Raw genomic sequence first — 24434 nt, 5'->3', positions numbered from 1 at the left:
GAATACAATTGATTCAGTTTGTAGAAAATAAATGAGGTTGTATAAGTGCTTTATTTCAATTTTTGAAGAGCGGGAAGTATTCAAGCCCAAATATGGCTTAGAATTTATACGACTCGGCTGGTACAAGTTTTTCATTGATATGGGCTTGAAATTGTAGGTTTATTATATTGGGAAGTTTCTACTGTTAAGAAAGCGTACATTCATTTTAAACTTTTTTTGTGGATGTGTTAATCTAGGGGAGGCGGAATAAAGAATCAAAAAAGTGCTATTGGCTCAATGAAGAGAATTAAATTAAAAGTTGATTTTAGGCCATTTCAATAAATATGCTCAAAACAAATCCCTTGTTGAATGTGCAAAGAATTTTAAAAATTGAGACTAAAAAAGCTGCCAGGACTTTCTGGCAGCTTTCAAAGGAAAATCGAATATTAAAATTCAATATTGCTTTAATTATCTATCATCAAATTAATCACAAGCAGAAGAAATTGCACTAATAGTCACATAATTTGACCTACCGCTAGTTCCTGGACCAACTGTAATCGAGTTATTTGTAATAACTGAAACTACATTTAGACCACTTAAAGTGGAACATACTTGAGGTGTTAGATCTACATCTGTTTCATTAACTGGTTTGAATTCCTCATCATTTACACAAATTGAGATTTCATTGAATGAAAATCCAGTATCAGGGACAAAAGTTGCTGTAAATGTATAATTAGACTCATTACCTGTCCTTTTGACGGTAACTACACCAACTCTGCCTCCCGATTTCCCATTCACTTGGAAGTCAACCTCTAATTCATCATTATCAACATCATTATTTCTTTGACCCGCCATTGTAAAACTTCTAGTCCAATTTGGGTTACAATTGTTTTCTTCACATTCTGTGACAGTGTAGGAAAAAAACATGGACCAATTTCCAAGACCTTCAGGATTAAATCTTTCCCCCTCTGCCCAAGCACCTTCTGTTTGCGCTATAGTTCCACTTACAGCCTCCCCTTTATCATTAAATTCAATACCTTCTACTCTTACAACATCTGCATGAACTGCTATATCAATCTCGCCAAAATCCTTAACACCAACCTTTTCATCACCTCCTCCAATTGGTAAAGCAAAATAGTACTCTTGTACGCCTATGATATTTTCTGAATCAATGTCAGAAGGGAAAGGAAATTTACCTGGAGCTGGATTTATAATTGCCCCTTTTTTAGCTTTTGATTTCCCATTTCCAACTGGTTCGAATTCAAGCTTTGTTTGTCCCACAAACAAATTTAACTTTCTAATTACCCAATCCTCTTCATATTCTCCTTCAATCGTTACATTGATATAAAGGCTATCTAAATCATTGTATGCATGTACCTTACCTACTGGAATGTGCTGTCCAGCAAGTAGTATCGTCTCGACATCATTGCAGGTAAACATATCCTTATGCATCCTTGCATTTGGATCATCTGATTTAAACTTGAATAAAATTCTTTCTAAACCATTACTTAAATCCGGAGCATCAAAGGTCTCAATTTGGTTGCATGAAAAAAGCAACACTGCGCTCAACAAGGCCAATCCCAGGCCTCTGAGCTGTGTAAAATAGGGCTTTATCATTTTTTTAAGATCTAATTGTTTTTAATAATTTATTTAAAAGTACATTTTTTGATAATAAAATGCAATTTTTAATATACTTTTATCCTTTTTTTGTATATATTTTGATATTTAAAAATTAATTATACACCTATTTTTTTTAAATTATAAAAATTTTTTTTATTGCTTTTCTATTTTAAAATAATCATTAATTTCATTTTTACTTGTTAAATTATTTTTTTTAGATAGTACAAGAATTTTAATCTGATTTTCTAAAAAAAAATTAATTTTTTCGAAAAAATATTAGCCTTGCCGAGTGAATTTGAAAGTTTGGATACTAAGATGTAAACTTTCTTATCTAACACATCTATAGAAAAACTTATAACTTTAAACTCTCTCCCCTTTTGTTTGTTAAAATCCCATGTCCAAAAAAGCAATTGTTATCGGTGCAGGAATAGCAGGACTAGCAGCCGCAACGCGCCTTATACATAAAGGTTATCAGGTTCAGGTTTTTGAAGCCAATTCTTACCCAGGAGGTAAGCTCTCCGAAATCGAAAAAAAAGGCTACAGATTTGATGCAGGTCCTTCGCTCTTTACACTTCCAGTTCAGGTGGAAGAACTATTCCTACTTTCGGGAAAAAATCCATCAGAGCACTTCCAATACATCAAACTACCAGTGGCATGCCATTACTTCTGGGAAGACGGAAATCAGATAAAGGCCTGGTCAGATATTAACCGTTTTGCTGATGAGGTAGAATCCAAATTGGGAGAACCTGCAGAAAATATCCGTAAAGCACTCAAATCCTCGGCATTCATTTATGAACATCTCTCCCCCCTATTTATGCATCGATCACTGCATAAATTGAACACCTGGACCAACAAAGATGCCCTAAAATCCTACCTTAAAATAGGTAAACTGGGAATTTTCAGCACCATGAATAAGGCCAATGAAAAAAAATTTACTCACTCCAAAATGGTGCAGCTTTTCAACCGCTATGCCACCTACAATGGCTCCAATCCGTATGAATCTCCAGCCACCCTCAACATTATCCCCCACCTTGAATTCAATATCGGTGCCTTTTTTCCAAAAAAAGGTATGCACGATATTACCCAATCCATCTACCGTCTGGCACAGGAACTGGGTGTAAATTTTATTTTTAATTCTAAGGTGGATGAGATTTTGGTGGAAAACAAAAAAGCTATTGGTGTTTTGGTCAATGGACAAAAATACCTATCAGACATCATTGTCAATAATATGGACATGGTCAATGCTTATAAGTCCATTTTGAAAAAACAAAAGCAGCCCAAATTCCTGCTTAACCAACCCAAATCCAGTTCCGCACTGATTTTCTACTGGGGTATAAAAAAGAAATTTCCAGAACTTGACCTTCACAACATTCTCTTTTCGGACAATTACAAGGAAGAATTTGAACACATCTTCCATAAAAAAAGCATCTATCATGACCCTACCATCTACATCAACATCACTTCGGTATACAAACCGGATGATGCTCCTGAGGGCTGCATGAACTGGTTTACCATGATCAATGTGCCCAACAACCAAGGACAGGACTGGGACAGTATGATCCAAGAAGCCAGAAAACAAATAATCGCCAAGGTCAACCGTATCCTGAAAACAGATATTGAGTCGATGATTGAGGTGGAAGATCTTTTGGATCCCAGAACAATTGAAAGCCGTACTTCTAGTGCAAATGGGGCGCTATATGGAAACAGTTCAAACAATATGTACTCAGCCTTTCTGCGGCATGCCAATTATTCCTCAGATATTAAGAATCTTTACTTCTGTGGTGGCAGCGTGCACCCCGGTGGAGGAATTCCCCTCTGCTTGCTTTCAGCGAAGATTATGACAGAGATGGTAAAGGAGACTTAAAAGCGAGTGGCTAGTGATAAAAATTTCGGAAATGGTAATTACAAATGATGAAGGAGTAGGTGCTAATAATCAGTAGTCCTAGAGTTTTAGGATGGTTATCTGTAAAGGCATATCCTTGTCATTTCTAAGGGAGAAAACATCATTAATGAGTTGAGAAGTCTGGAATTCAAGTAATCACACTTTTACTTTGAATCTTAACTTTTTTTCCTAAAAACAAACACCCCCATACTTCTTAAACCATGAACCAAGACACTTTTTGCAGGTTCCAAATAATCCAGATTAAAGCGTGCTACCATCTCCTTTTCCAGGTTGGAGGTTAATATAAAGCGTTCCGAGCCATCCGGCAATAAGTAAACGCCATCACCTACCCTAAAAGAGTTCTCCAATATATTTCCTGCATCAGTACACATCCTAAGCAAAAAAACTCCACCTGGTTTCAGTATCCGCATCATCTCTTCCAACATTTGGAAAAAATGGCTTTCTGAACGGGCAAAATGCAGAACTGCTGAACTGATCAAAGCATCAAAGGCCCCATTATGAAAAGGCATATCCTCAACAGATGCCTTTTGGAAGCGATGGATATCATAATCCTTCTGAATGGTCTGGGCATATACTCTCGCCATCTGAATTGCGATGGGATTGGAATCACATCCAAAAATCTGATACCCCTGGTGAAGAAAATAAATACAGTTTCTCCCTTCTCCGCACCCTGCATCCAAAATTTTCATTTCCTTAACAAACCTACCTTTAAGAATCTGGTCCAAAAGATAAATGTCAATATTTCCCAAAAAGGAATTTAGTTCATTTACTTCCATTGTCAATTTCATTTAATGCTTCCAACATTTTCACTTTTCCTACCTTGATCAACTCTTCCGATCTATGAAACTCCAAAGTACCGGCCTGTTCCCTGGAAATTTCAATCAAAATATCAGCTTGGTGCTTTTCAATGACAAGGGCTGAAAGCCTGTCTTGAAGGAGATCAAACGAATAATTGAGCAATTCAACTGAACTCATCCCTTTGTAATTCCCTTCCTTTGGGCGCTTATCTTCAGCATTAAAATAATTGCTGAACTTCTTTTGGTATTCTTTAAGCCAAGATGGCAGTTTAATGGCAGATTCTTTTTTGCTTTCCTTATCCACATTCATTAAGGCAGTTTTAGGCCCATTAAGGTCTACCGCCACTATCCAATCCCCTAAATGTTCCTCATCCAATAAATTGAAGGGAATGGGATTGAGTATGCCACCATCTATATACTCCTGTTTTCCAATACGTGCTGGCATAAGCACTGTTGGGATAGATACGGAAGCTCTAATCGCCCTGTAAAGGCTTCCTGACTTGAAAACCCTCTCCTTACCACTAGGAATTTCCACCGCATTACATCGAAAGGGGATTGACAAGTCTTCGATATTACAGTCTTCAATTAGTTTTTTTAATTCTCCAAATACTTTTTCCCCTTTGATAAAACCCTTACTGGACAATGTAAAATCCATCAGTGAAAAAACATCAATCCTGTCCAAATTACATATCCAATCTTTGAATTTGGGAAGTTGCCCTGTTCCATATATGCCCCCAATAAGCGCTCCGGCAGAACATCCTGCAATGGATACTATCTTGTACCCTTTTTCTTCTAATGCCTCTATAGCACCAATATGTGCCATTCCTCTCGCCCCACCACTTGAAAGTACCAATGAAACAGTTTTCTTACCCATAGTTAAGTATCACTTTTAAAAAAAAGAATTTGCACACAAATTTGCAGGACGAATTTAAAGAAATATGAGCCAATTCAAACCATTTCACCTGGCATTTCCCATTCGGGATATAGAAGAAACCCGCGCTTTCTATGGAGACCTTTTAGGTTGCGAAATCGGCAGAAGTACTGACAAATGGATAGACTTCAATTTCTTTGGACATCAGTTATCCGCACATGTCAGACCCGAGGAGCTTAGCCTGGCAAAGGCCAATGAAGTGGACGGGAAAAATGTTCCTGTAAGACATTTTGGTGCTATCTTGCCTTGGGACGAATGGCATCTACTGGCTGACAAACTCACCCGTCATGGCATTGAATTTGTAATTGAACCCTATATCCGCTTCAAAGGAGAAGTGGGTGAACAGGCCACTATGTTTTTTCTGGATCCGGCCGGCAATGCCCTTGAATTCAAATCATTTCAGGATGAATCCCAGATTTTCGCAAAATAATTTCTCTTTTTCTATTGAGTGATTTGGGATTGAAACAGAGTAAAATAAAATATTCCAAACGTACATGCATTTTCATATTTGGCAAGCTCAAAAAACCTTTGTGTAAAAGCTACACAAAAAAGGTGGTTTTTTGTAAATAATGGCCCTACATATGACCACTAATAGCCCTTTAATGCCACCTATGTTTATTTCATTTCATAGGCGAACGAAAGGGCGTAGCTTTCGGTTGAATAACTATCTGCACAAGTTTGGGTTATATGCTAGGTAAACAAAAAAAAGGCATGTTGTACTATAAAACGTACCATCATCCTTCCAGTCTGGAATGGGTAGTATTCATCCATGGAGCTGGAGGATCGTCTGCGATCTGGCATAAACAAATCAGGGAGTTCAGAGAGGAATTCAATTTGTTATTGATCGACTTAAGAGGTCATGGAAAGTCTGCAGGCTCATTCAAAAATATTTGGAACGAAAAATACACCTTCGAGGCTGTGACCAAAGACATTATTGAAGTTTTGGATCACATTGGTTTACCACCAGCGCACTTTATGGGTGTTTCACTTGGTACCATTCTTACCCGTCAACTAGCGGAAATGGAACCACAGCGCGTAAAATCAATGGTTATGGCCGGTGCTGTCACCAAATTGAACATAACTTCAAGACTATTGGTGTTACTTGGGAACGCATTCAAGTCTTTGGTCCCATACATGTGGCTTTACAGCCTTTTTGCCTGGATCATCATGCCCCGAAAACATCATGCAGAATCCAGAAACCTTTTTATCAGAGAGGCAAAAAGACTTTGTCAAAAGGAATTCATCCGCTGGTTCAAACTTACTAAAGATGTTAATCCACTATTAAAATATTTCAAACAAAAGGATATTAAAATCCCTACCCTTTATGTTATGGGAGAAGAAGACATCATGTTTTTGGAACCGGTAAAAAAAATCGTACAGGAGCATAAACTATCCTTTTTGAAAATTGTCAAAGCTTGTGGGCATGTTGTCAATGTGGAGCAGCCTGAGGTCTTCAATCAGGTATCTCTTCAATTTCTAAGAAATCAAAATCAAACTTTATACATTAATTCTTTGGATTCATAAAGAATGAAAAAACAGACCAAAATTATTTTAACCTTGGTGATCGTTGCCGTGATTGCAGTGATTTTTATTTACCCAAGAAGGGATACTTTAATGGGGAAAAATAAGAATGCCCCTTCCCCGACTCAAAGCCAAGGACTGGGAGGGCCTGGACAAGGCCAAGCTTTACCTGTCAATGTGGTGGAATTAAAACCGGAGCGACTGGAAAATAACCTGAGCGTAACGGGTACAATCATCCCTAATGAAACTGTAAACCTAAGAACGGAAATTGCCGGATTGGTAAAAAATATCGCTTTCAGAGAAGGTGAATTTGTGAAGAAAGGCACTCCTTTGGTCTATCTCAACGATGACGAACTGAAAGCACAATACCAAAGGCTGGAATACACCAAAAAACTATTTGAAAGTCAAGAAAACAGGCAAAAACAATTGTTGGAGAAAGAGGCCATTTCCCAGGAAGAATATGACATCGTACTGAATCAGTTCAACACTAACTTGGCTGATCTGAGATTAGTTGAAGCTCAATTGAACAAAACGATCGTCAGGGCACCTTTTGACGGAGTCCTGGGCCTAAGGCAGATTTCAGAAGGAAGTGTAATCGGTACAGGAGACGTGATAGCCAGTATTGTTAATATCGACCCGATTAAGATTGAATTTTCCATCCCTGAAAGATATGCCAACATGGTGAAACTGGGTTCAAAGGTATATTTTTCCAATGAAGCAGGAGGGCAGGAAGTAGAAGGTACGGTTTATGCCTATGAACCCAACATTGATGCAGGAACAAGGACATTAAAACTAAGGGCTACAAGCCCCAATAAAGACAGAAGGTTTCTTCCAGGGATGTTTGTAAGGATAAAATACATCTTAGGGGTTGAAGAAAATGCCTTAATGGTTCCGTCTGAAGCAATTATTCCAGAACTTAATGGGTATAAGGTGTTCGTGGTCAACTCTGAAGGAAAAGTTGAAGAAAGACAGGTATCCATCGGCACACGTACAGATAGATATGTACAGATTGTCAATGGAGTGAGTGATGGTGATTTAGTATTGACCACCGGAGTATTGCAAGTACGCGCAGGTATGCCTGTCAACTACAATAAAATCAATTAACTATGGCGAGTCTTTCAACCATTAGTATCCGAAGACCGGTCTTGGCCATTGTAATGTCCCTGACCATTCTTCTATTTGGATCAATAGGTATATCCCTTTTGGGTGTAAGAGAATTTCCCAGTGTTGATCCACCCATCATCAATGTGCGGACTACTTACGTAGGAGCAAATGCAGATGTAATCGAGGCACAGATTACTGAGCCTTTGGAAGAAGCTATCAATGGGATTGCGGGGATCAAATCCCTGACTTCTGTAAGTAATGATGGTACAAGTAACATCACAGTCGAATTTGATGTAGGTGCTGATCTGGAAGCTGCTGCCAATGACGTCAGGGACAAAGTATCCGGAGCGCAAAGGAACCTTCCTCCGGACACCGAACCTCCTGTAGTCTCGAAGGCTGATTCTGACTCACAGCCTATTGTATTTTTGAACGTACAAAGTGACAGGAGAAACTTACTCGAGATTTCAGATATTGCCAACAATATCTTTAAAGAAAGACTTCAGACCATTCCAGGTGTTAGTACTGTCCAGATTTGGGGAGAAAAACGTTATGCCATCCGGTTGAGGATGGATCCCTTAAAAATGGCCTCCTATGGCATCACCCCTCTCGACGTACTCAATAAGGTTCAAAGTGAAAACGTGGAACTTCCTTCAGGAAGAATTGAAGGTTCGTCCATTGAACTATCCGTTAGGACCAAAAGCCGCTTGAGCACACCACAGGAATTCAACCAGCTGATCATTAAAGAAGATCAGAATAACATAGTAAGATTCCAGGATATAGGAAGGGCAGAATTGGCCGCCCTGAATGAAAGAACAGTACTGAAAAGGGATGGAATTCCTATGGTGGGCGTGGTTTTGGTACCCCTTCCTGGTTCAAATAATATAGAAATCGTAGATGAATTCTACAGAAGACTTGAGATCATCAAGAAAGATCTTCCTGAAGACATCAAGTTGGACATTGGATTCGATGCTACCAAATTTATCCGAAATTCCATCAAGGAAGTACAGGAAACCATCTTTATCGCATTTATTCTGGTCGTTAGTATTATCTTCCTCTTTTTGAGAGATTGGCGGACAACCTTTATTCCCGTACTGACGATACCTATTTCTTTAATTGGGGTATTCTTTGTCATGTACCTCATGGATTTCTCAATCAATGTACTCACATTGCTCGGTATAGTACTTTCAATTGGCTTGGTGGTGGATGATGCCATTGTGGTACTTGAAAATATTTACACCCGTATCGAAAAAGGAGAAAATCCCGATAATGCTGCTGAGAAAGGTGCAGAAGAAATCTTCTTTGCAGTTATTGCGACAACTGTGGCTTTGGCCGCGGTATTCCTACCTGTTATATTTTTAACAGGTACTACAGGAAGATTATTTAGGGAATTTGGTATTGTCGTGGCCGGAGCAGTGATCATTTCTTCCTTTGTTGCCTTGACAATGACCCCCATGCTCAGCTCCAAACTTTTGAAAAGGAGGGAAAAACAAAATGCCTTTTACAATTTGACCGAACCATTCTTTGTGTGGTTGAATGATAAATACAATATTGGTCTGGAAAAATTCATGAAGATCCGTTGGTCAGCTTTTGTGATCATAGCCCTCATGGGTTTTGGAATATATCAGTTATTCAACATCATTCCTACTGAGTTATCCCCAATAGAAGACAGAGGAGAGATGAGGGTCAATTTGACCGGACCTGAAGGAGCTACTTTCAGTTACATGGATAATGTTCTTGACGAAATGCTTTTGGACTTCCTGGATAAAATCCCTGATGAGGAAAGGGAAGGTATCATCACAGTAACCTCCCCTGGATTTGGTACAGCAAGCACTAACTCAGGTTTCTTAAGATTGATTTTGAAGGAATCCACTGAGAGAGAAAGAAGCCAACAACAAATTTTCGATCAGGTACAGGGTATGCTGAGAAACTATACCTCAGTGAGGGCATTTGCTACCCAGCCTCCCTCCATTGGTGACAGAAGAGGTGGCTTGCCTGTACAGTATGTCATTCAGGCTCCTACTTTGGACAAACTCAAAGAAGTAATTCCTGCTTTTCTGGAAAAGGCCAATCAAAGCCCTGTTTTCAGCTTTGCAGATGTAAACCTGAAATTTACAAAACCTGAAATTGAAGTAGAAATTGACAGGGAAAAAGCCAGAAACGTTGGCGTATCCGTTCAGGAAATTGCAAGAACCTTGCAGCTTTCTTACTCTGGCCAACGTTTTGCCTATTTTATCATGAACGGCAAACAATATCAGGTGGTAGGTGAAATGCAATTGGAAGACAGAAATGAACCTGTCAATTTACGAATGCTATATGTACGGGCTGACAATGGTCAATTGATCCAACTGGACAACTTGGTGACTATCAGAGAAAAAAGCACTCCTCCACAATTATACCGATTCAACCGATTTGTAAGTGCGACAGTATCGGCAGGTTTGGCTCCGGGATACACACTTGGAACAGGTCTTGATGAAATGGATAGGATTGCAGATGAGGTCCTTGACGAAACCTATAGCACTGATTTGGCAGGACTTTCCAAAGAGTTTCGTGATAGTTCCAACAGCTTGATCTTTGCTTTCCTCTTTGCACTGATCCTGATTTACTTGGTATTATCAGCACAATTTGAAAGTTTCAAAGATCCTCTGACCATTATGTTTACTGTACCTCTGGCCTTATTTGGTGCATTGCTATCTCTTTGGGCATTTGATTTTACCCTAAATATCTTTAGTCAAATTGGAATCATTATGCTCATAGGCTTAGTGACCAAAAATGGGATCCTGATTGTTGAATTTGCCAACCAAAGGAAAGCACAAGGCCTGACCGTAGATGAAGCCATCATAGGAGCAGCAAAAGCCAGGTTCAGACCAATTCTAATGACGAGCTTGTCCACTATCCTTGGTATATTACCTATTGCCCTTGCCCTAGGTGCCGGTGCTGAAAGCCGTGTACCTATGGGAGTAGCTGTAGTTGGCGGACTTGCATTCTCAACTATTTTGACATTATTTGTCATACCTGCAGTATATACTTATTTAACTTCTAAAAAAGGAAGATTAGCTAGAGTCTGATGAAAAAAATACTTTGTATGCTGGCCTTGGTCCTTCTAGGCCAGCCTATTGTTTTTGCACAGGAAGAAGAAAAGATAGATCTAGAAAAGGCCATCCTGTTGGGCCTGGACAGGAATTTTGGGGTAAAAATTGCCGCCAACAACCAGATCATTGCCGAAAGGGAAGTGAAAATTACTACAGGGAGTTTTTTGATGCCCATTATCGATGCCAATTTTTTGAGATCTTTCTCATTTGAAGACGTAACTCAGCAATTTCTTAATTCCCCTGAACCCAACAGAATAGATAATGCTAAAACCAATAATGAAAATTATTCTTTAGTTGGCGTTTACGGTTTAAGGCCTGAAGCCATTTACACCATGAAGGTAGTTGGTAAGCTTGCAGAACTTAGTGAATTGCAGGCAAAAGTTACCGTTGAAAATACAGTAGCTTCTATTGCATCTGCCTATTATAGGTTAGTTCTGGAATTACAGCGTCAGAAAGTACTGGAAACAACCTTAGAGCTTTCCCAATCCCGATTGGACATTGCACAGGCCAGGTATGAATTGGGTGGTGCAGGTAAAAGGGATTACTTGACAGCTCAAGTGGACTTTAATGCAGATCGCTCCATGCTGGTCAATCAGGAATTGGCTATCAAAAATGCCCAGATCAACCTAAATGAATTGCTTGCAATGCCACCTGATACCAAATTAAAGGTCAGAGATACAATAGTGGTGGAGAATAACCTCATTTTGAATGATTTACTGGAAAATGCCTATCTGAACAACAAAGATTTTCTCATTGCCCAAAGAAATGAGAACATCGCATTTCTAAGTTTAAAGGAAATCCAAGCTTCCAGATTACCTTCTGTTAATTTTAATGCGGCTTACAATAACAATACCCTCAATTCCGATGCGGGTTTCTTGCTTTTCAACCAAAGAGAAGGTTTTAACTATGGCTTGACAGCAAGCTTTAATGTATTCAACGGATTTGCCCTTAACAGAAGAATACAGAATGCCAAGGTCCAAAAGGTCAATGCTGAATATGCAGTTAAGCAATTTGAAATACAGCTGGCATCCGATATCCAAAGAGCATATAATACCTACAATACCAACATGCAACTATTGGATATTGAATTCGCAAATTATAAAGTCGCTATGGAAAGCGCAGATATAGCATTAGAAAGATTCAGGCTGGGTATAGCTGATTACCTTCAGTTCAGGGACGCCCAGGTCAACCTACTTACAGCAGAAAACAGGTTGATTACCGCGCTCTTCAATATCAAAGAAATGGAAATCGAACTCATGCGCCTATCCGGAAGAATCTTCTATCAGGGATCGGAAAACAGATTTTCTCTTGTTTTGAAGTAAGCCAAATTGTCAGGTTATAAAAAGCCGTCCTGATTATCAACAGGATGGCTTTTTTTATTTAAATGATTTTTTGTCATACCCCGAATAATATTTGGTATAAAATTTGTTATTTTTACCAATTGTGTTCACCATGTCCGACCATTCGGACCTTAAATGAATGAAAAAAGCCCTAGTCGGAGTTTTAGTTTTTTTTGTGATTTCATTTTTTGGGTTTCAATGTACTTTCATTGATAATAGAGAAACCCAAGAAAAATACTGGGAAAACCCAGTACAAATCGATCTTGATGAAATCGTCAAAAGAGGATACCTACGTGCCATTGTAGACAATTCTTCCACAAGTTATTATATCTACCGCGGCAGAAGAATGGGTTATGAGTTTGAATTACTCAAAAACCTTGCAAATGAATTGGGTGTCAGATTACATCTGATCATCAAATCTGATATTCAGGAAGCTTTCTACTTACTCAACAAAGGGAAAGCTGATGTCATTGCAATGAACCTGGAGATTACAGAACCAAGACAAAAACTTGCAAAGTTCTCTTATCCTCTCGGTCAGATGGGGACAGTCCTTGTCCAAAGGAAGGACAAAAAACCTTTGAATGACTTTTGGGAATTGCAGGACAAGGTCATACACATCCGAAAGGATGCAGTGTATAAAGCCCAACTGGACAATATTCAGGAAGCCTATGGCGTAAATTTCTCTATTCAGGAAGAAAAAGGAGACAATGAAAGTTTTATCCAAAAAGTAATCAATAAAGAAATAGACTATACTGTAGTCGACAGGGTGGAAGCCATGGTCAGCAGCACGTATTATGATAATTTGGACATCAACTTAGAAATCAGTCCAAAATCTGATGTTGCCTGGGCAGTTAGAAAAAATGCACCTCAACTGGAAGCAGCAATCAATGAATGGATTGAGAAGAAAAATAAAGCTGGTCTAATAAACACCCTTTTTGCCAAATATTTCCAAAATTCAAAAAACAGCTTTTTTAGAAATAACAGTCCTTTTTCTTCAGTAGCAGGAAATACCATCTCTCCTTATGATAATATTATCAAAAAGGGTGCAGAATCCCTTGGCTGGGACTGGAGACTTCTGGCATCCCTGGTTTACAAAGAATCAGGCTTTGATACCACAGCCACTTCCTATGCAGGTGCAGTCGGACTCTTGCAGTTGATGCCTGTGACTTTAGAGAGGTTTGGAGTCGAAAATCCCAATGATCCATTGGAAAGCCTAATGGGTGGTGTTAATTACCTGAAATACCTGGACAAATTCTGGAGGGAAAGAATTCCTGAAGCCAATGAACGAATTAAGGTAATGTTAGCATCTTATAATATTGGCCATGGACATGTGGAAGATGCCTGGAAACTCACCCTGAAATATGGAGGAAATCCTCAAAGTTGGGAAAGCATTGCAAGGTTCCTTCAATTAAAAAATGACCCTAAATACTTCCGTGACCCAGTAGTCAAGAGTGGCTATGCAAAAGGTCACCTGGCAGTTAATTACGTGGATGATATCCTGATTCTTTATGAATCCTACAGAGTCCTTATAGACCCTTAAAGCATATAAAAGCCCTCTTAGAATGAATTCTGGAGGGCCTTATTTTTTTTAAGCTGATAACACAAAAACTACAGGCAACTTATGCAGGTCCAGCTTAAACTTCTGCCAATCTCTGATTGGCCTGGTCTGGATAAACTCATCCGTACCTGTCAAGTTTTTGGCTATACATAGCTGGGTATTGGGATGTAAATTTTGCAACAGATCTTCTAACAGTTGATTGTTCCTGAAAGGGGTCTCCATGAAAATCTGGGTTCTCTTCTGCCTCAAAGACTCTGCTTCCAGGTTTTTTATTGCTTGAATCCTTTCTTTTTTGTCTATAGGCAAATACCCATGAAAGGCAAAAGACTGTCCATTGAAGCCTGATCCCATAAGGGCCAGAAACATAGAACTTGGTCCGCTCAGTGGAACTACTTCTATCCCTTTATTATGGGCATATGCCACTGCGATGGAGCCGGGATCTGCAATACCAGGGCATCCAGCTTCTGACATGACTCCCATATCATTTCCCTCTAAAATTGGCTGCATCATTTTTGCTAATTCAGCTTCCTTTGTCTTCTTATCCAAGACTTCAAAATAAAGCTCCTCAATATTCACCCCCAGCTTCAGGCTACTGATATACCTTCGGGCAGTACGAATATTTTCAACCAAAAAGTATTGGGTTTGGTGTATCACTTCCTTTACTTGGGGACTGATAATCTTTTGAGCTGTTCCTTCTGCAAGTACTGTGGGAATTAAAAATAATTTTCCTAATCTGGTTTTATCAGTTTTCATAAAGTAAAGATGGGAAAAAGGAAATCACTTCAAAAATGCCTTTACTGTCTCAATCACTGCTGCAGGCTGTTCGGCATGTAACCAATGCCCTGCATCTTTGATATAAACCAATCGACTATTTGGGAAAAACCGTTCGATATCCACCTTGTCCTTCTCTGTTATATAATCAGAATTGGCACCTCCTATAAACAAAGTAGGCTTTTCAAATGGCGCATCGGACTTCAGTTCTTCTCCTACATTTCCGATTTTTTCTGTAATCACAGGGAGATTAATTTTCCAGATAAATTTTCCATTATCATCCCTTCCCAAACTCTTCATAAGAAATTGCCTTATACCAGGGATTTTGATATATTCAGTAAGAATATCATCTGCTTCTTTCCTCGACTTCAGTTGATCCACTGGCACAGCATTCAATCCTTCTAGAATTTGTTGATGATGTAAAGGATAAAAACGGGGAGCTATGTCTGCAACGATCAATTTTTCAACCAAATCCGGATAATTCATGGCAAGTTTCATGACAGTTTTCCCCCCCATGGAGTGCCCCATGAAATAGGCTGAGTGGATCCTTTCATCCTCCATCAACTCCTTCAGGTCATCGGCCATTACCGTATAATTCCATTCCTCACTATGAGGGGAATCCCCATGGTTCCTTTGATCTACGAGGTATAATGTATAGTTTTTTTCAAGTTCCTTGGCTATACTGAACCAGTTGTCTGATGAACCAAACAGACCATGTACAATAATAAGGGGCTTTCCAGCCCCTGTTTTTTTAAAATGAAGTTTCATCAATACAATAAATTTTACCCATGTCAGAAACGAGCGTTAATCCTAACGAAATGAAGATTCTACCAAAGAAAGCTAAACCCTTAATACTCGGGATACCAATGACAGATTGCTTGAACCGTCATTTTATTCTATAAAATCTCCTAAATGTTAATTTCTCAGCTTCACGCGAAATGCTGCCATGATCATTTCTGAACTATTGCCTCAATTGTTGAATTTTCTAAATGTTTTCAATTATTCTATCGGATAACCTTTAGCCGCATACCAAATACCTCCATAAATATGTTGAAGGAAATTATCACTTAGAAATGCCCAATCTGTATGGCCCAAAGCAGTGTAGAAAATCCTTCCGCCATCGTATTCATGTGTCCAGGCCATAGGATGAAACTCACCCATTCCTTCTGCAGAACCAGTATCATAAGAGGTTTCATCTGCAGTGACTAAAACACGGACATTAGGATTAAAGTTCTTAAAAGCATAGAGCTCATCGGTCCATAGCCATTTTTCTGGTAAGTGGTAAGTTGATGGATGTTTTTTATCCACTACATTGAGCCTTACGGATTGAATGTGCGGATGGTTTTTGAATTGTGCACCGATCAGCTTGGTATACCAAGGCCATTCATATTCGGTATCGGTGGCGCTGTGGATGCCTACTACACCCTTTCCGCTTTGGACAAATCTCTGGAAAGCTGCTTTTTGTTCTTCATTGAAAATGGTACCTGTGGTACTCATCAAGATGATAACATCAAAACGTTTTAATCTCTCGTCGGTGAAAATATCCGCATCTTCTGTAGAAAACACCTCAAACTGATGGTCTCTTCCAAGTTTTTTGATGGCTACTACTCCATCTGGTATGGACTGGTGGCGAAAACCCTTGGTCTTGCTGAAAACCAGTGCTCTGAACTGATGATTTTGCGCTTCAGCTAAATTGGAAAACCCTAACAGCACTGCCAATAACAGGACAATGAAAGGGAAGGGGTGCTTTGAATTCATATTGTTTTGTTTAGGTTGTATTGTTAAATAGTGATTCTGATTTATTGTACCAAACCAAATTTTTCGGCAGCATCCTTTCGGGAATAGGCATTGAAATGCCACCACTCCGAGCCGATTCCTGAAAAACCGCCATGCTTCATCACTTTCCTGAGTATTTCACGGTTAGCAATTTGTTGTTTGGTTATTTTCCCTTCTCTCAACATCTGGCTTTCTCTATCTGGATAAGCCGGATAGCCAAAATAATCATAAGGAGTACCCATATCCAATGCTTCACCAGTATCGGAATCAGCCAATGTCAGGTCTACAGCTACACCATAATTATGAAGGCCTCCCACTTTGGGATCTGCCACATACAAGGGTTTGATGCTGTCCGGCTTGTCCAAATTATCCCAAAGGATTTGTTGTACACTCAAAGGACGTACCCCATCATAGACCAAAAAGGTCAGTCCAGGATGTTCCTGCTGGAGTTTTTGATGCGCTCTCTTTAGCATTAATGCCACTTCTGGCTGTAAATAACAACGTGTAAGGTCCCCATAGACATCCTGCCCAAAAAAATTATCCGTACTGGAGTATTTTAGGTCAACAAAGATTCCCGAAATCACTTCCTCTACATCTACCAATCCAGCATCAATCAGACTTTTTTCCAATTGACCTATCTCCTCAACGATTTCAAAATCTTCATCATCAATCACCCATTCCTCTGTGGCATCCCATAAGGCTTCTTGACTTTCTTCAACTTTGATATCTTGAGAATGGCAAGCAATTAAAATGGCTGAAATACAGATTATGAAAGATAGTGGTTTAGGAAACATGGTTCAGGAATTTTTTTTCACAAGAGTGGCCGAAGCTTGGGCTGTTGGCAATATCATAATATCAGCCAATACCACATGGGAAGGTCTGCTTACAGCAAAGGCAATGGTCTCTGCAATATCTTCTGCAGTAAGAGGCTGTAATCCCTTGTAAACAGATTTTGACCGATCTTCATCACCCTTGAAACGAACAAGTGAAAATTCAGTCTCCACCAATCCCGGATGCACACCAATAACTCTGATCCCATAGGGGTTTAGATCCATCCGCATTCCCTTAGTAAGGGCATCCACAGCATGCTTTGACGCACAGTAAACGTTCCCCATTGGATAAACTTCCTTTCCTGCTATGGATCCAATATTGACAATGGTACCTGAACTCCTTGCTACCATTCCTGGGATGATCTCTTTGGATACATACAACAAACCTTTTACATTGATATCAACCATGGCATCCCAGTCTTCCAGACTACCTGTCTGAATAGGATCCAGACCATGTGCATTTCCCGCATTATTGACCAATATTTCAATTTTCCTCCAACTATCAGGCAGCGTATTGATAGCTTCCTTTACTGCTTGTGGATCTCTAACATCAAAATTCAAAGTCAGCACATCCACCCCTTCTTTTGAAATTTCTTTCTGCAGGTCCTGAAGTTTTAATTGCCTTCTTCCAGTAGCGATAATATGGTATCCCAGCTGAGCAAGTGCCACTGCTGTAGCCCAGCCAATTCCTGAAGTGGCTCCTGTCACAAAAGCTATTTTCTTTTCCATGTCCTGAATTTAATTAATATGACCCGCTAAATAAAATAATTATTGAAGGCTGTAAGAAAAATCAAGGGGATCGGAAAATTTGAACCTAAATCCGGTAGTTAGGATCTTATCTGCTGCAATTTCCTTCCATGGACCAGAGCTTGAAGCATAGCTTTTTGGTGGTGGGAAACCCAAATCAGCTGCATTTTTTTCAAAAACCTCTTTCCGTGTTGGATGCAATGGAGCTACTGCATTAAAGGTCTCATTCCATAGCTGTTTCACAATTATCCAATATGCGACATTAACGGCATCTTCTTGATGAATGTAATTAACGGGCGCATTACCATCAACATTTTCCTTCCCTGAAAAATAACGTCCGGGAATCCGGTCTACACCCAACAAGCCTCCATACCTAATTATGCTAAGGTCATAAGTTCTATCTTTGGCCAACAGCTTTTCTGCTGCGAGTAATGATCTATTACCGGTATTGTCTTCATCCAGCACGTCTTCTTCTTTGGCAAGCTGGCAATGGTCAGGATATACAGAAGTAGATGATACATAAATAACTTTCTGCACCCTTGCCTGCACAATCAATTCCTTCAAAAATTTAATCTGTTCTGGATGAAAGGTCTCCGGCATAGTTCTTGACTTTGGTGGAATATTTACAAAAAGAATATCAGTATCAAAAAACAAAGCGTGATAGCCTAAACCCTGGGGATAAGGATTTAACTGAAACTGAAAAGCCTTAATTCCCTGGGATTGTAACACGGCAACTTTTTCAGGAGAAGTGCTGCTCCCTTTCACTTCAAAACCTTCTTTTTGAAGAATTGTGGCCAAAGGTTTACCAAGCCAGCCCAACCCTATAATGCTAACTCTAGTCATGTAAACGTAAATTATTGGAAAATTTGAGTATATTGATATTTGAAAGCTCCAATTTTTGGAACGATTTTGGTTTCCATCATCAAAAATTCATTGATTTGATATGAGGACAAAAATTTTCAGAATATTGTTCATTTTTATCCTTTTTGTTTCATGCAAAAAAGAAGAAAGCAAAAACGAGCTTTTAGGAAATTGGTATGGATTTGATTCGGATTCTATGTATTATGAACTTTACATTTCTGATACCCTAATCATTCTCAACCATGAAAACTTAGGAATTGCAGAATACACCTATTTAAGGGATGGTCAACGGCTTATCACCACCACCCCATTATTTTTTGAGAGAATTTGGGATTTGGAAAGCCTGAATGATTCCAGCTTTACAATAAAAGATACTTTAGAAACCCACCACTATAAAAGATTAAACATTCCTGCCGGTTTTTTTGAGAGCATGAATGACAGTACAGGATTTTTCACTTTCAAAGAAGGTTTTTTAGAAAGAACTCAAAGCCACAAGCAATAAATAATCCTTCATTGGAATGCAACCTGCAAAACAATGAAGGATTGATAAAATATAGTTTATGTGCTTATTTTTCTTTCTTCGGCATGGTTCCCAAAAGGTAATCCCATAAAGGTGAGCTAACTCCAAAAGCTGCATCTGGATCCTTGTAATGATGCACTGCATGGTTAACCCATAAAATCTTCAGGAAGTTTTTTGGGGGCTGAAAGGCATGCACGGCATAGTGGACTCCCAAATAGGCTGCATAACCAATCAGAAATCCGGGAAGAAAATACAGGGCATAATCACCCATGATAAGAGTAAACACTCCGTAAAATATCAATGCATAAGCCGCACTTACAAATGGGGGCATGGCTAAGCGATCTTTGTCTCTTGGATAGTCATGGTGTACTCCATGTACTGTATATTGTAACTTATCCTTAATTGGAGTATCTGGCTCCATATGGAAAAAATACTTGTGCATCATGTATTCCACATAGGAAAAAGCCAAAATACCCAAAACCAAAACAGGAACACCTATAAGCAACCCTATTTCAGTAGCAGTAACTGCATAGTAAAGTGATATCCCTGAAATGATGAAAAACAGAATGATAGGAATGCTGATATGAGTCCTGGACAATCTTTCCAAAACAGGATTATCAAACATTTTTGCGGAACCATTATTATCCGGTCTATCCAATCTCCCAATTTTTTTCAAAGTGGTCGTTGACATAATTATCCTAAATTTGTTAAAATAATATAGTTGGTTTTTAAAACGTATTACTGGTTTTCAATAAGAAAAGCAGTGAATTCGATACAAAATTAAAGCGAAGGCATTGAAATGCAACATTTTTCCTTGAAATTCCTATATGATTTTTATCATACACCCATCAACTTTTGATTGGCCTTTTGGACGGTATCTCTATAAAACACTTCGTATTTAGGTAATATATTGGTCACATCAAACTCCTTTGCACGGGCCAAAGCGTTGGCTTTGAATCTGGGAAGATTATTTTCGTCCAGTATTTCAAGTGCCCTTTGGGTCATTGTCGTTACATCTCCAATTTGGCTTACAAAACCTGTAATCCCATCTAGATTCAACTCCGGTATCCCTCCGGCATTGGAGGAAAGTACTGGTACTTCACAGGCCATAGCTTCCAATGCTGCAAGACCAAAGCTTTCTTTCTCTGAGGGCATCATGAACAAATCTGCTACCGACAATACCTCCTCTACAGCCTCCAGCTTACCCAAGAATCTGATATCGTCGCAAGTACCCAAGTCCCTGCATAAGCGCTCCATTCGATCCCTTTCAGGTCCATCACCTACTAAAAGCAATTTTGCAGGAATTTGTTTTCTTAGTTCATAAAATACTTTGATAACATCTTCAACGCGCTTAACTTTCCTAAAGTTGGATGTATGAACCAATAATTTTTCCCCTTGGGGGCAGATGGCCAATTTGAAGTGTTCCTTTTTCTGCTTTTTGAACCTTTCCAGGTCAATAAAATTTGGAATGACTTCAATATGATTTTTTACATCAAAGTGTTCGAAAGTATCCTTCCTAAGATCCTCTGAAACTGCCGTAACCCCATCAGATTGATTGATACTGAAGGTTACTACAGGTTCATAGCTAGGATCTTTTCCCACCAAGGTAATATCTGTTCCATGCAGGGTAGTGACCACAGGAATGTATATACCATCCTCCTTCAATATTTGTTTGGCCATATATGCCGCTGAAGCATGAGGAATGGCATAATGCACGTGAAGGAGATCCAGACCTTCATATTTCACCACATTGACCATTTTACTTGCCAATGCCAATTCATAGGGAGCAAATTCAAATAATGGATAACTTTTGATATCCACTTCATGGTAGTAAAGATTTTCACTGAAAAAATCCAAGCGGGTAGGTTGTCTGTAGGTGATAAAATGAACCTGATGCCCTTTTTTTGCCAGCGCTTTACCCAGCTCTGTTGCCACTACACCACTACCCCCGAAAGTTGGATAGCAGACTATGCCTATTTTCATATTTAACTTTTCTGGTTTTGCCTTTCCTAACAGTTGTATAAACATGAATTTGGCAGGAATTTGTTCAATATCCTGCCAAAATTCCTGTATCCTTTTTTATCCTTTTTTCATGGCCTGGTAAATAACATCATGAATTTGGGTTCTTACGCCATCTTTCAACAAAATATCATTGTTTGCATTGGGATGCACTCTATTGGATAAAAACACGTAGATAAGGTTATTTTCTGGATCAGCCCATACGCAAGTCCCTGTAAATCCTGTATGGCCAAAAGTGCTTTTTGGCGCTAATACACCGGCACTTCCTCCTTTGCCCCGCTCAGGTTCCGGCTTATCCCAGCCCCAGCCTCTCCTGCTTTGGTCAGATTGCCTTTTTGTAAAATCTCTGATAGTTTTTTGGTCAAGTATTTCTACATCTGCATATTTCCCGCCATTGAGCATTAACTGCATCATAACTGCCAGGTCATTGGCCGTACCAAACAGGCCGGCATGTCCTGCCACTCCTCCGTACATGGCTGCTCCAGGATCATGAACAAAGCCATGCACTGTCCTTTTTCGGAAAGTAATATCATCCTCAGTAGGCGCAATTCTATCCAAGGGCATCTTGAAGGCAGGATTGAATGTAAGGGAATTTAGGCCTAAAGGCTCATAGAAGTTTTGACTCACAAACTCGTCCAATGGCTGATTGGTGATTTTTTCCACAAGCTCCTGCAAAAGATACATGGTAAGATCAGAATACACATAACTGTGTTTTCTTCTTCCAGGATCCAATTTCCTAAGCTCTGACTTTACTGTCCAGTTCCAGAGACTGTCCCTAAGGGAATTGAGGCCATACATATCATTGGAAACTGGAAGCAAATAACCTGGTTCAGGCTTTTCTCTATAATATTCGCTTTTCCAAGATCCAGCCTCGACTGTCTTAGCATAATGGGGAATAAAAGCCACAAGACCTGCTTCATGGGCCAAAATATCATTCAGTATAAGCCCCCCTTTATTGGTTCTCCTCAATTCAGGGAGATAATGACCAATTGGCTTGTCCAAATCGATCATTTTACGACTTGCCAAAAACATAACAGCTTGGGTGGTGGCCATAACTTTGGTGATCGAAGCCAAATCATACACCGTATTGGTTCTCACTGGCCTGGTCTTGTTGTAATCCACATGGCCGTAAGCCTTTTCAAATATTACTTTTCCATCCTTTGCCACCAATACCACTCCTCCAGGAAATGCCCTTTTGGCTATGCTTATCTCCATGATTCTGTCAATTTCCGATAGTTTACGGCTATCAAGACCCTCACTTTCCGGAATGGTATAAGCTAGCCTTCCCAAGCCTTCCAGATATCCTCCTGTACCAATCCTCAAGTCTTCACTTACTGATACTGGAAGCATTCCATAGGCATTCCTAGCCCCAAATATAATCTCAGGCACCAGACTTTGGGTAAACTCATTATTCTCAAAGGCCATAATATGATTAGGGAAATCCGCCATGTCCTTTGCTCCATAGGCATTGCCAAAAAGCACCGTGATAACAGTTTTCTCCTGACTGATTTTGCGGATAAAATTGATATCCGTTCCATTGATACCAAATCCTTTGGATGGGTTATTGGTCACTCCCATAATACCTATCACTACTGTTGAATATCCGGCCAAATCTCTCTCTAAATTGGCTTGGGTTGCTGAGTCTGCATTCTTTGGTATATCAAAATGATCAAATTTGGCATATTTGGAAAGTTTGTCCTGAAACAGTTTGCCTTCACCACCTATGATCAGGGAAGCAAAATTGTGCAAATCCAAATGCCTAAGGGGCAGCACATTTTTTTTGTTAGAAGTCACCGTAATCGCTTCCGCATACAAATTTTCGACCAAAATCCTGGCTTCCGGACTATTTAACCTCTCCACCAAATTGGAGGTCTCAATTTTTTTCATTTGATTCAATCCTGCCCAATACTTTGCCTTGAGAACTTTCCTGACACGCATATCCACTTCTTCCCGGCTGATTTTCCCTTCATCTATTGCCTGCATGATCATGGCTTTGGCTTTGGGCACATCCTGGGAATAAACCAGAATATCATTTCCAGCCAATAGGGCCATGAGGTCCACTTCACCTGGTTTGTAATAATTGGCAACCCCTTTCATGTTCAAAGCATCGGTAAAGACCAGCCCATTGAAATTCATTTGAGTTTTGAGCAGGTCTGAAACTATATATTTGGAAAGTGTACTGGCTTTGTTGCGCTCTGAGTCCATACTGGGAATATGGAGATGGGCCACCATTACACTCATCAGGTCTTGATCGATCAATTCCCTGTATGGATACAGGTCCACATCTTTTATCCTGTTTTCAGAATGTTTAATTACAGGAAGAGTGTAATGTGAATCAGTTTCAGTATCTCCATGACCGGGAAAATGTTTGGCATTGGCCATAACACCATGGTCCTGAAGTCCTTTCATATAGGCCAGGGATTTTTTGGCGACCAATCTTTTCTCCTCTCCAAAAGCCCTGAAACCAATTACAGGATTGTTTGGGTTGGAATTGACATCAACAACAGGGGCGAAGTTGATGTGCATTCCCAACTCCTTGAACTGCTTGGCAATTTCTTTGCCCATATCATAGATCAGGTCTTCCCTGTGAAGGGCCCCTAAAGTCATCGCCCTTGGAAAGGTAATGACGGAATCCAAACGCATATTGATCCCCCATTCTGCATCCATGGCAATGAAAAGCGGGATTTTGGAAATTGATTGGTAATAATTGGTGAGGTTTGCCTGCCTAACAGGGCCTCCCTGAAAAAAAATCAGCCCTCCCAAGCTCTGTTCCTGGATGAGACGGGCAATTTCATCTATATGCCTAGTATCTTTATTGGAATAGGCAGCCACCATAAAAAGCTGACCTAACCTTTCGTCAAAGCTCGTATTTCTGAAAATACTGTCTACCCAAGCCTGCTGTTTGAGCTGGTCTTTAACAGACAGGGGATCCCGTTCTTCCCGCTTTCTGTCTTCATTGGCCTTTTCCCAACCCAACACTGCATCGGCCTGAAAAATGACCACCGCTGCCAACAAAAACCCCCAAAGTTTGATCCGCATATCCCAGTTTAATTTTTATTGCTTGATTT

Annotated in this window: 20 protein-coding genes; 8 read left to right on the top strand and 12 right to left on the bottom strand. The window is 39.7% G+C overall.

Going from position 1 to position 24434, the window contains the following annotated elements; genetic code table 11:
• Positions 1-462: 462 nt before the first annotated feature.
• Positions 463-1548 carry a hypothetical protein gene (locus CLV48_RS16635; protein WP_146140115.1) on the bottom strand — a complete coding sequence of 362 codons (1086 nt, stop codon included), beginning with the start codon at positions 1546-1548 and terminating at the stop codon, positions 463-465.
• 445 nt (positions 1549-1993) lie between these two features.
• Between CLV48_RS16635 and crtD the strand changes: the two genes are divergently transcribed.
• Complete coding sequence (gene crtD / locus CLV48_RS16630; RefSeq protein WP_106568416.1) at positions 1994-3463, top strand: 1-hydroxycarotenoid 3,4-desaturase CrtD; 1470 nt, start codon at positions 1994-1996, stop codon at positions 3461-3463.
• A gap of 194 nt (positions 3464-3657) precedes the next feature.
• Here the strand turns inward: crtD and CLV48_RS16625 are convergent, their stop codons facing one another.
• Positions 3658-4278, bottom strand: a complete 621-nt coding sequence (locus CLV48_RS16625; protein WP_106568415.1) for a class I SAM-dependent methyltransferase — start codon at positions 4276-4278, stop codon at positions 3658-3660.
• A complete protein-coding gene (locus CLV48_RS16620) occupies positions 4265-5173 on the bottom strand; it encodes a patatin-like phospholipase family protein (protein ID WP_106568414.1) in 909 nt (302 codons plus the stop codon). Before CLV48_RS16620 ends, CLV48_RS16625 begins: the two co-directional genes overlap by 14 nt.
• Positions 5174-5237: 64 nt before the next feature.
• Between CLV48_RS16620 and CLV48_RS16615 the strand changes: the two genes are divergently transcribed.
• The 6 genes from CLV48_RS16615 to CLV48_RS16590 all read left to right on the top strand — a co-directional run bounded on the left by CLV48_RS16615 (position 5238) and on the right by CLV48_RS16590 (position 13824).
• Complete coding sequence (locus CLV48_RS16615) at positions 5238-5660, top strand: VOC family protein (protein ID WP_106568413.1); 423 nt, start codon at positions 5238-5240, stop codon at positions 5658-5660.
• 281 nt (positions 5661-5941) lie between these two features.
• On the top strand, positions 5942-6754 hold the full coding sequence (locus CLV48_RS16610; RefSeq protein WP_106568492.1) for an alpha/beta fold hydrolase: 813 nt from the start codon (positions 5942-5944) through the stop codon (positions 6752-6754).
• 3 nt (positions 6755-6757) lie between these two features.
• Positions 6758-7855, top strand: a complete 1098-nt coding sequence (locus CLV48_RS16605) for an efflux RND transporter periplasmic adaptor subunit (protein WP_106568412.1) — start codon at positions 6758-6760, stop codon at positions 7853-7855.
• A gap of 2 nt (positions 7856-7857) precedes the next feature.
• Entirely contained in the window at positions 7858-10920 is a 3063-nt protein-coding gene (locus CLV48_RS16600) for an efflux RND transporter permease subunit (RefSeq protein WP_106568411.1), read from the top strand.
• Positions 10920-12266 (top strand): TolC family protein, encoded by a 1347-nt coding sequence (locus CLV48_RS16595; protein WP_106568410.1) that lies wholly within the window; start codon positions 10920-10922, stop codon positions 12264-12266. The genes CLV48_RS16600 and CLV48_RS16595 overlap by 1 nt, the downstream gene beginning before the upstream one ends.
• 157 nt (positions 12267-12423) lie before the next feature.
• Complete coding sequence (locus tag CLV48_RS16590; protein WP_106568409.1) at positions 12424-13824, top strand: MltF family protein; 1401 nt, start codon at positions 12424-12426, stop codon at positions 13822-13824.
• A 48-nt stretch (positions 13825-13872) separates the two neighbouring features.
• Here the strand turns inward: CLV48_RS16590 and CLV48_RS16585 are convergent, their stop codons facing one another.
• The 6 genes from CLV48_RS16585 to CLV48_RS16560 form a co-directional block, all read right to left on the bottom strand.
• Positions 13873-14595, bottom strand: coding sequence for an SAM-dependent methyltransferase (locus tag CLV48_RS16585; RefSeq protein ID WP_106568408.1), 723 nt, complete (start codon positions 14593-14595; stop codon positions 13873-13875).
• A 24-nt stretch (positions 14596-14619) separates the two neighbouring features.
• Complete coding sequence (locus CLV48_RS16580) at positions 14620-15381, bottom strand: alpha/beta fold hydrolase (protein ID WP_106568407.1); 762 nt, start codon at positions 15379-15381, stop codon at positions 14620-14622.
• 231 nt (positions 15382-15612) lie between these two features.
• The gene (locus tag CLV48_RS16575; RefSeq protein ID WP_106568406.1) at positions 15613-16371 is read right to left on the bottom strand and encodes a ThuA domain-containing protein; all 759 of its coding nucleotides are present in this window, start codon (positions 16369-16371) and stop codon (positions 15613-15615) included.
• Positions 16372-16412: 41 nt separating this feature from the next.
• Positions 16413-17183, bottom strand: coding sequence for a M15 family metallopeptidase (locus CLV48_RS16570; RefSeq protein ID WP_106568405.1), 771 nt, complete (start codon positions 17181-17183; stop codon positions 16413-16415).
• A gap of 3 nt (positions 17184-17186) precedes the next feature.
• On the bottom strand, positions 17187-17948 hold the full coding sequence (locus CLV48_RS16565) for an SDR family NAD(P)-dependent oxidoreductase (protein ID WP_106568404.1): 762 nt from the start codon (positions 17946-17948) through the stop codon (positions 17187-17189).
• A 39-nt stretch (positions 17949-17987) separates the two neighbouring features.
• Positions 17988-18809: an NAD(P)-binding domain-containing protein gene (locus tag CLV48_RS16560; RefSeq protein ID WP_106568403.1), complete on the bottom strand. Its 822-nt coding sequence runs from the start codon at positions 18807-18809 to the stop codon at positions 17988-17990.
• A gap of 100 nt (positions 18810-18909) precedes the next feature.
• Between CLV48_RS16560 and CLV48_RS16555 the strand changes: the two genes are divergently transcribed.
• Entirely contained in the window at positions 18910-19329 is a 420-nt protein-coding gene (locus CLV48_RS16555; protein ID WP_106568402.1) for a hypothetical protein, read from the top strand.
• Positions 19330-19393: 64 nt separating this feature from the next.
• Here CLV48_RS16555 and CLV48_RS16550 read toward each other — a convergent pair whose 3' ends face one another.
• The 3 genes from CLV48_RS16550 to CLV48_RS16540 all read right to left on the bottom strand — a co-directional run bounded on the left by CLV48_RS16550 (position 19394) and on the right by CLV48_RS16540 (position 24405).
• Entirely contained in the window at positions 19394-20038 is a 645-nt protein-coding gene (locus CLV48_RS16550) for a sterol desaturase family protein (protein WP_106568401.1), read from the bottom strand.
• 146 nt (positions 20039-20184) lie between these two features.
• Positions 20185-21330 (bottom strand): N-acetyl-alpha-D-glucosaminyl L-malate synthase BshA, encoded by a 1146-nt coding sequence (gene bshA / locus CLV48_RS16545; RefSeq protein WP_106568491.1) that lies wholly within the window; start codon positions 21328-21330, stop codon positions 20185-20187.
• 96 nt (positions 21331-21426) lie between these two features.
• On the bottom strand, positions 21427-24405 hold the full coding sequence (locus tag CLV48_RS16540; protein ID WP_106568400.1) for a serine hydrolase domain-containing protein: 2979 nt from the start codon (positions 24403-24405) through the stop codon (positions 21427-21429).
• Between the last annotated feature and the right edge of the window lie 29 nt (positions 24406-24434).

This window comes from Cecembia rubra (assembly GCF_003014575.1).
In the GTDB taxonomy this organism is placed as follows: Bacteria; Bacteroidota; Bacteroidia; order Cytophagales; family Cyclobacteriaceae; genus Cecembia_A; species Cecembia_A rubra.
This window is presented reverse-complemented; position numbering and strand designations above follow the sequence as displayed.

What these genes read in the sequence shown, in the direction of transcription:
- CLV48_RS16570 (WP_106568405.1), bottom strand. Translation starts at nt 17,183, where the DNA reads ATGTTTCCTAAACCACTATCTTTCATAATCTGTATTTCAGCCATTTTA.
- CLV48_RS16555 (WP_106568402.1), top strand. Translation starts at nt 18,910, where the DNA reads ATGAGGACAAAAATTTTCAGAATATTGTTCATTTTTATCCTTTTTGTT.
- CLV48_RS16550 (WP_106568401.1), bottom strand. Translation starts at nt 20,038, where the DNA reads ATGTCAACGACCACTTTGAAAAAAATTGGGAGATTGGATAGACCGGAT.
- CLV48_RS16540 (WP_106568400.1), bottom strand. Translation starts at nt 24,405, where the DNA reads ATGCGGATCAAACTTTGGGGGTTTTTGTTGGCAGCGGTGGTCATTTTT.
- crtD (WP_106568416.1), top strand. Translation starts at nt 1,994, where the DNA reads ATGTCCAAAAAAGCAATTGTTATCGGTGCAGGAATAGCAGGACTAGCA.
- CLV48_RS16595 (WP_106568410.1), top strand. Translation starts at nt 10,920, where the DNA reads ATGAAAAAAATACTTTGTATGCTGGCCTTGGTCCTTCTAGGCCAGCCT.
- bshA (WP_106568491.1), bottom strand. Translation starts at nt 21,330, where the DNA reads ATGAAAATAGGCATAGTCTGCTATCCAACTTTCGGGGGTAGTGGTGTA.
- CLV48_RS16620 (WP_106568414.1), bottom strand. Translation starts at nt 5,173, where the DNA reads ATGGGTAAGAAAACTGTTTCATTGGTACTTTCAAGTGGTGGGGCGAGA.
- CLV48_RS16565 (WP_106568404.1), bottom strand. Translation starts at nt 17,948, where the DNA reads ATGGAAAAGAAAATAGCTTTTGTGACAGGAGCCACTTCAGGAATTGGC.
- CLV48_RS16575 (WP_106568406.1), bottom strand. Translation starts at nt 16,371, where the DNA reads ATGAATTCAAAGCACCCCTTCCCTTTCATTGTCCTGTTATTGGCAGTG.
- CLV48_RS16600 (WP_106568411.1), top strand. Translation starts at nt 7,858, where the DNA reads ATGGCGAGTCTTTCAACCATTAGTATCCGAAGACCGGTCTTGGCCATT.
- CLV48_RS16625 (WP_106568415.1), bottom strand. Translation starts at nt 4,278, where the DNA reads ATGGAAGTAAATGAACTAAATTCCTTTTTGGGAAATATTGACATTTAT.
- CLV48_RS16590 (WP_106568409.1), top strand. Translation starts at nt 12,424, where the DNA reads ATGAAAAAAGCCCTAGTCGGAGTTTTAGTTTTTTTTGTGATTTCATTT.
- CLV48_RS16585 (WP_106568408.1), bottom strand. Translation starts at nt 14,595, where the DNA reads ATGAAAACTGATAAAACCAGATTAGGAAAATTATTTTTAATTCCCACA.
- CLV48_RS16610 (WP_106568492.1), top strand. Translation starts at nt 5,942, where the DNA reads ATGTTGTACTATAAAACGTACCATCATCCTTCCAGTCTGGAATGGGTA.
- CLV48_RS16580 (WP_106568407.1), bottom strand. Translation starts at nt 15,381, where the DNA reads ATGAAACTTCATTTTAAAAAAACAGGGGCTGGAAAGCCCCTTATTATT.
- CLV48_RS16560 (WP_106568403.1), bottom strand. Translation starts at nt 18,809, where the DNA reads ATGACTAGAGTTAGCATTATAGGGTTGGGCTGGCTTGGTAAACCTTTG.
- CLV48_RS16615 (WP_106568413.1), top strand. Translation starts at nt 5,238, where the DNA reads ATGAGCCAATTCAAACCATTTCACCTGGCATTTCCCATTCGGGATATA.
- CLV48_RS16605 (WP_106568412.1), top strand. Translation starts at nt 6,758, where the DNA reads ATGAAAAAACAGACCAAAATTATTTTAACCTTGGTGATCGTTGCCGTG.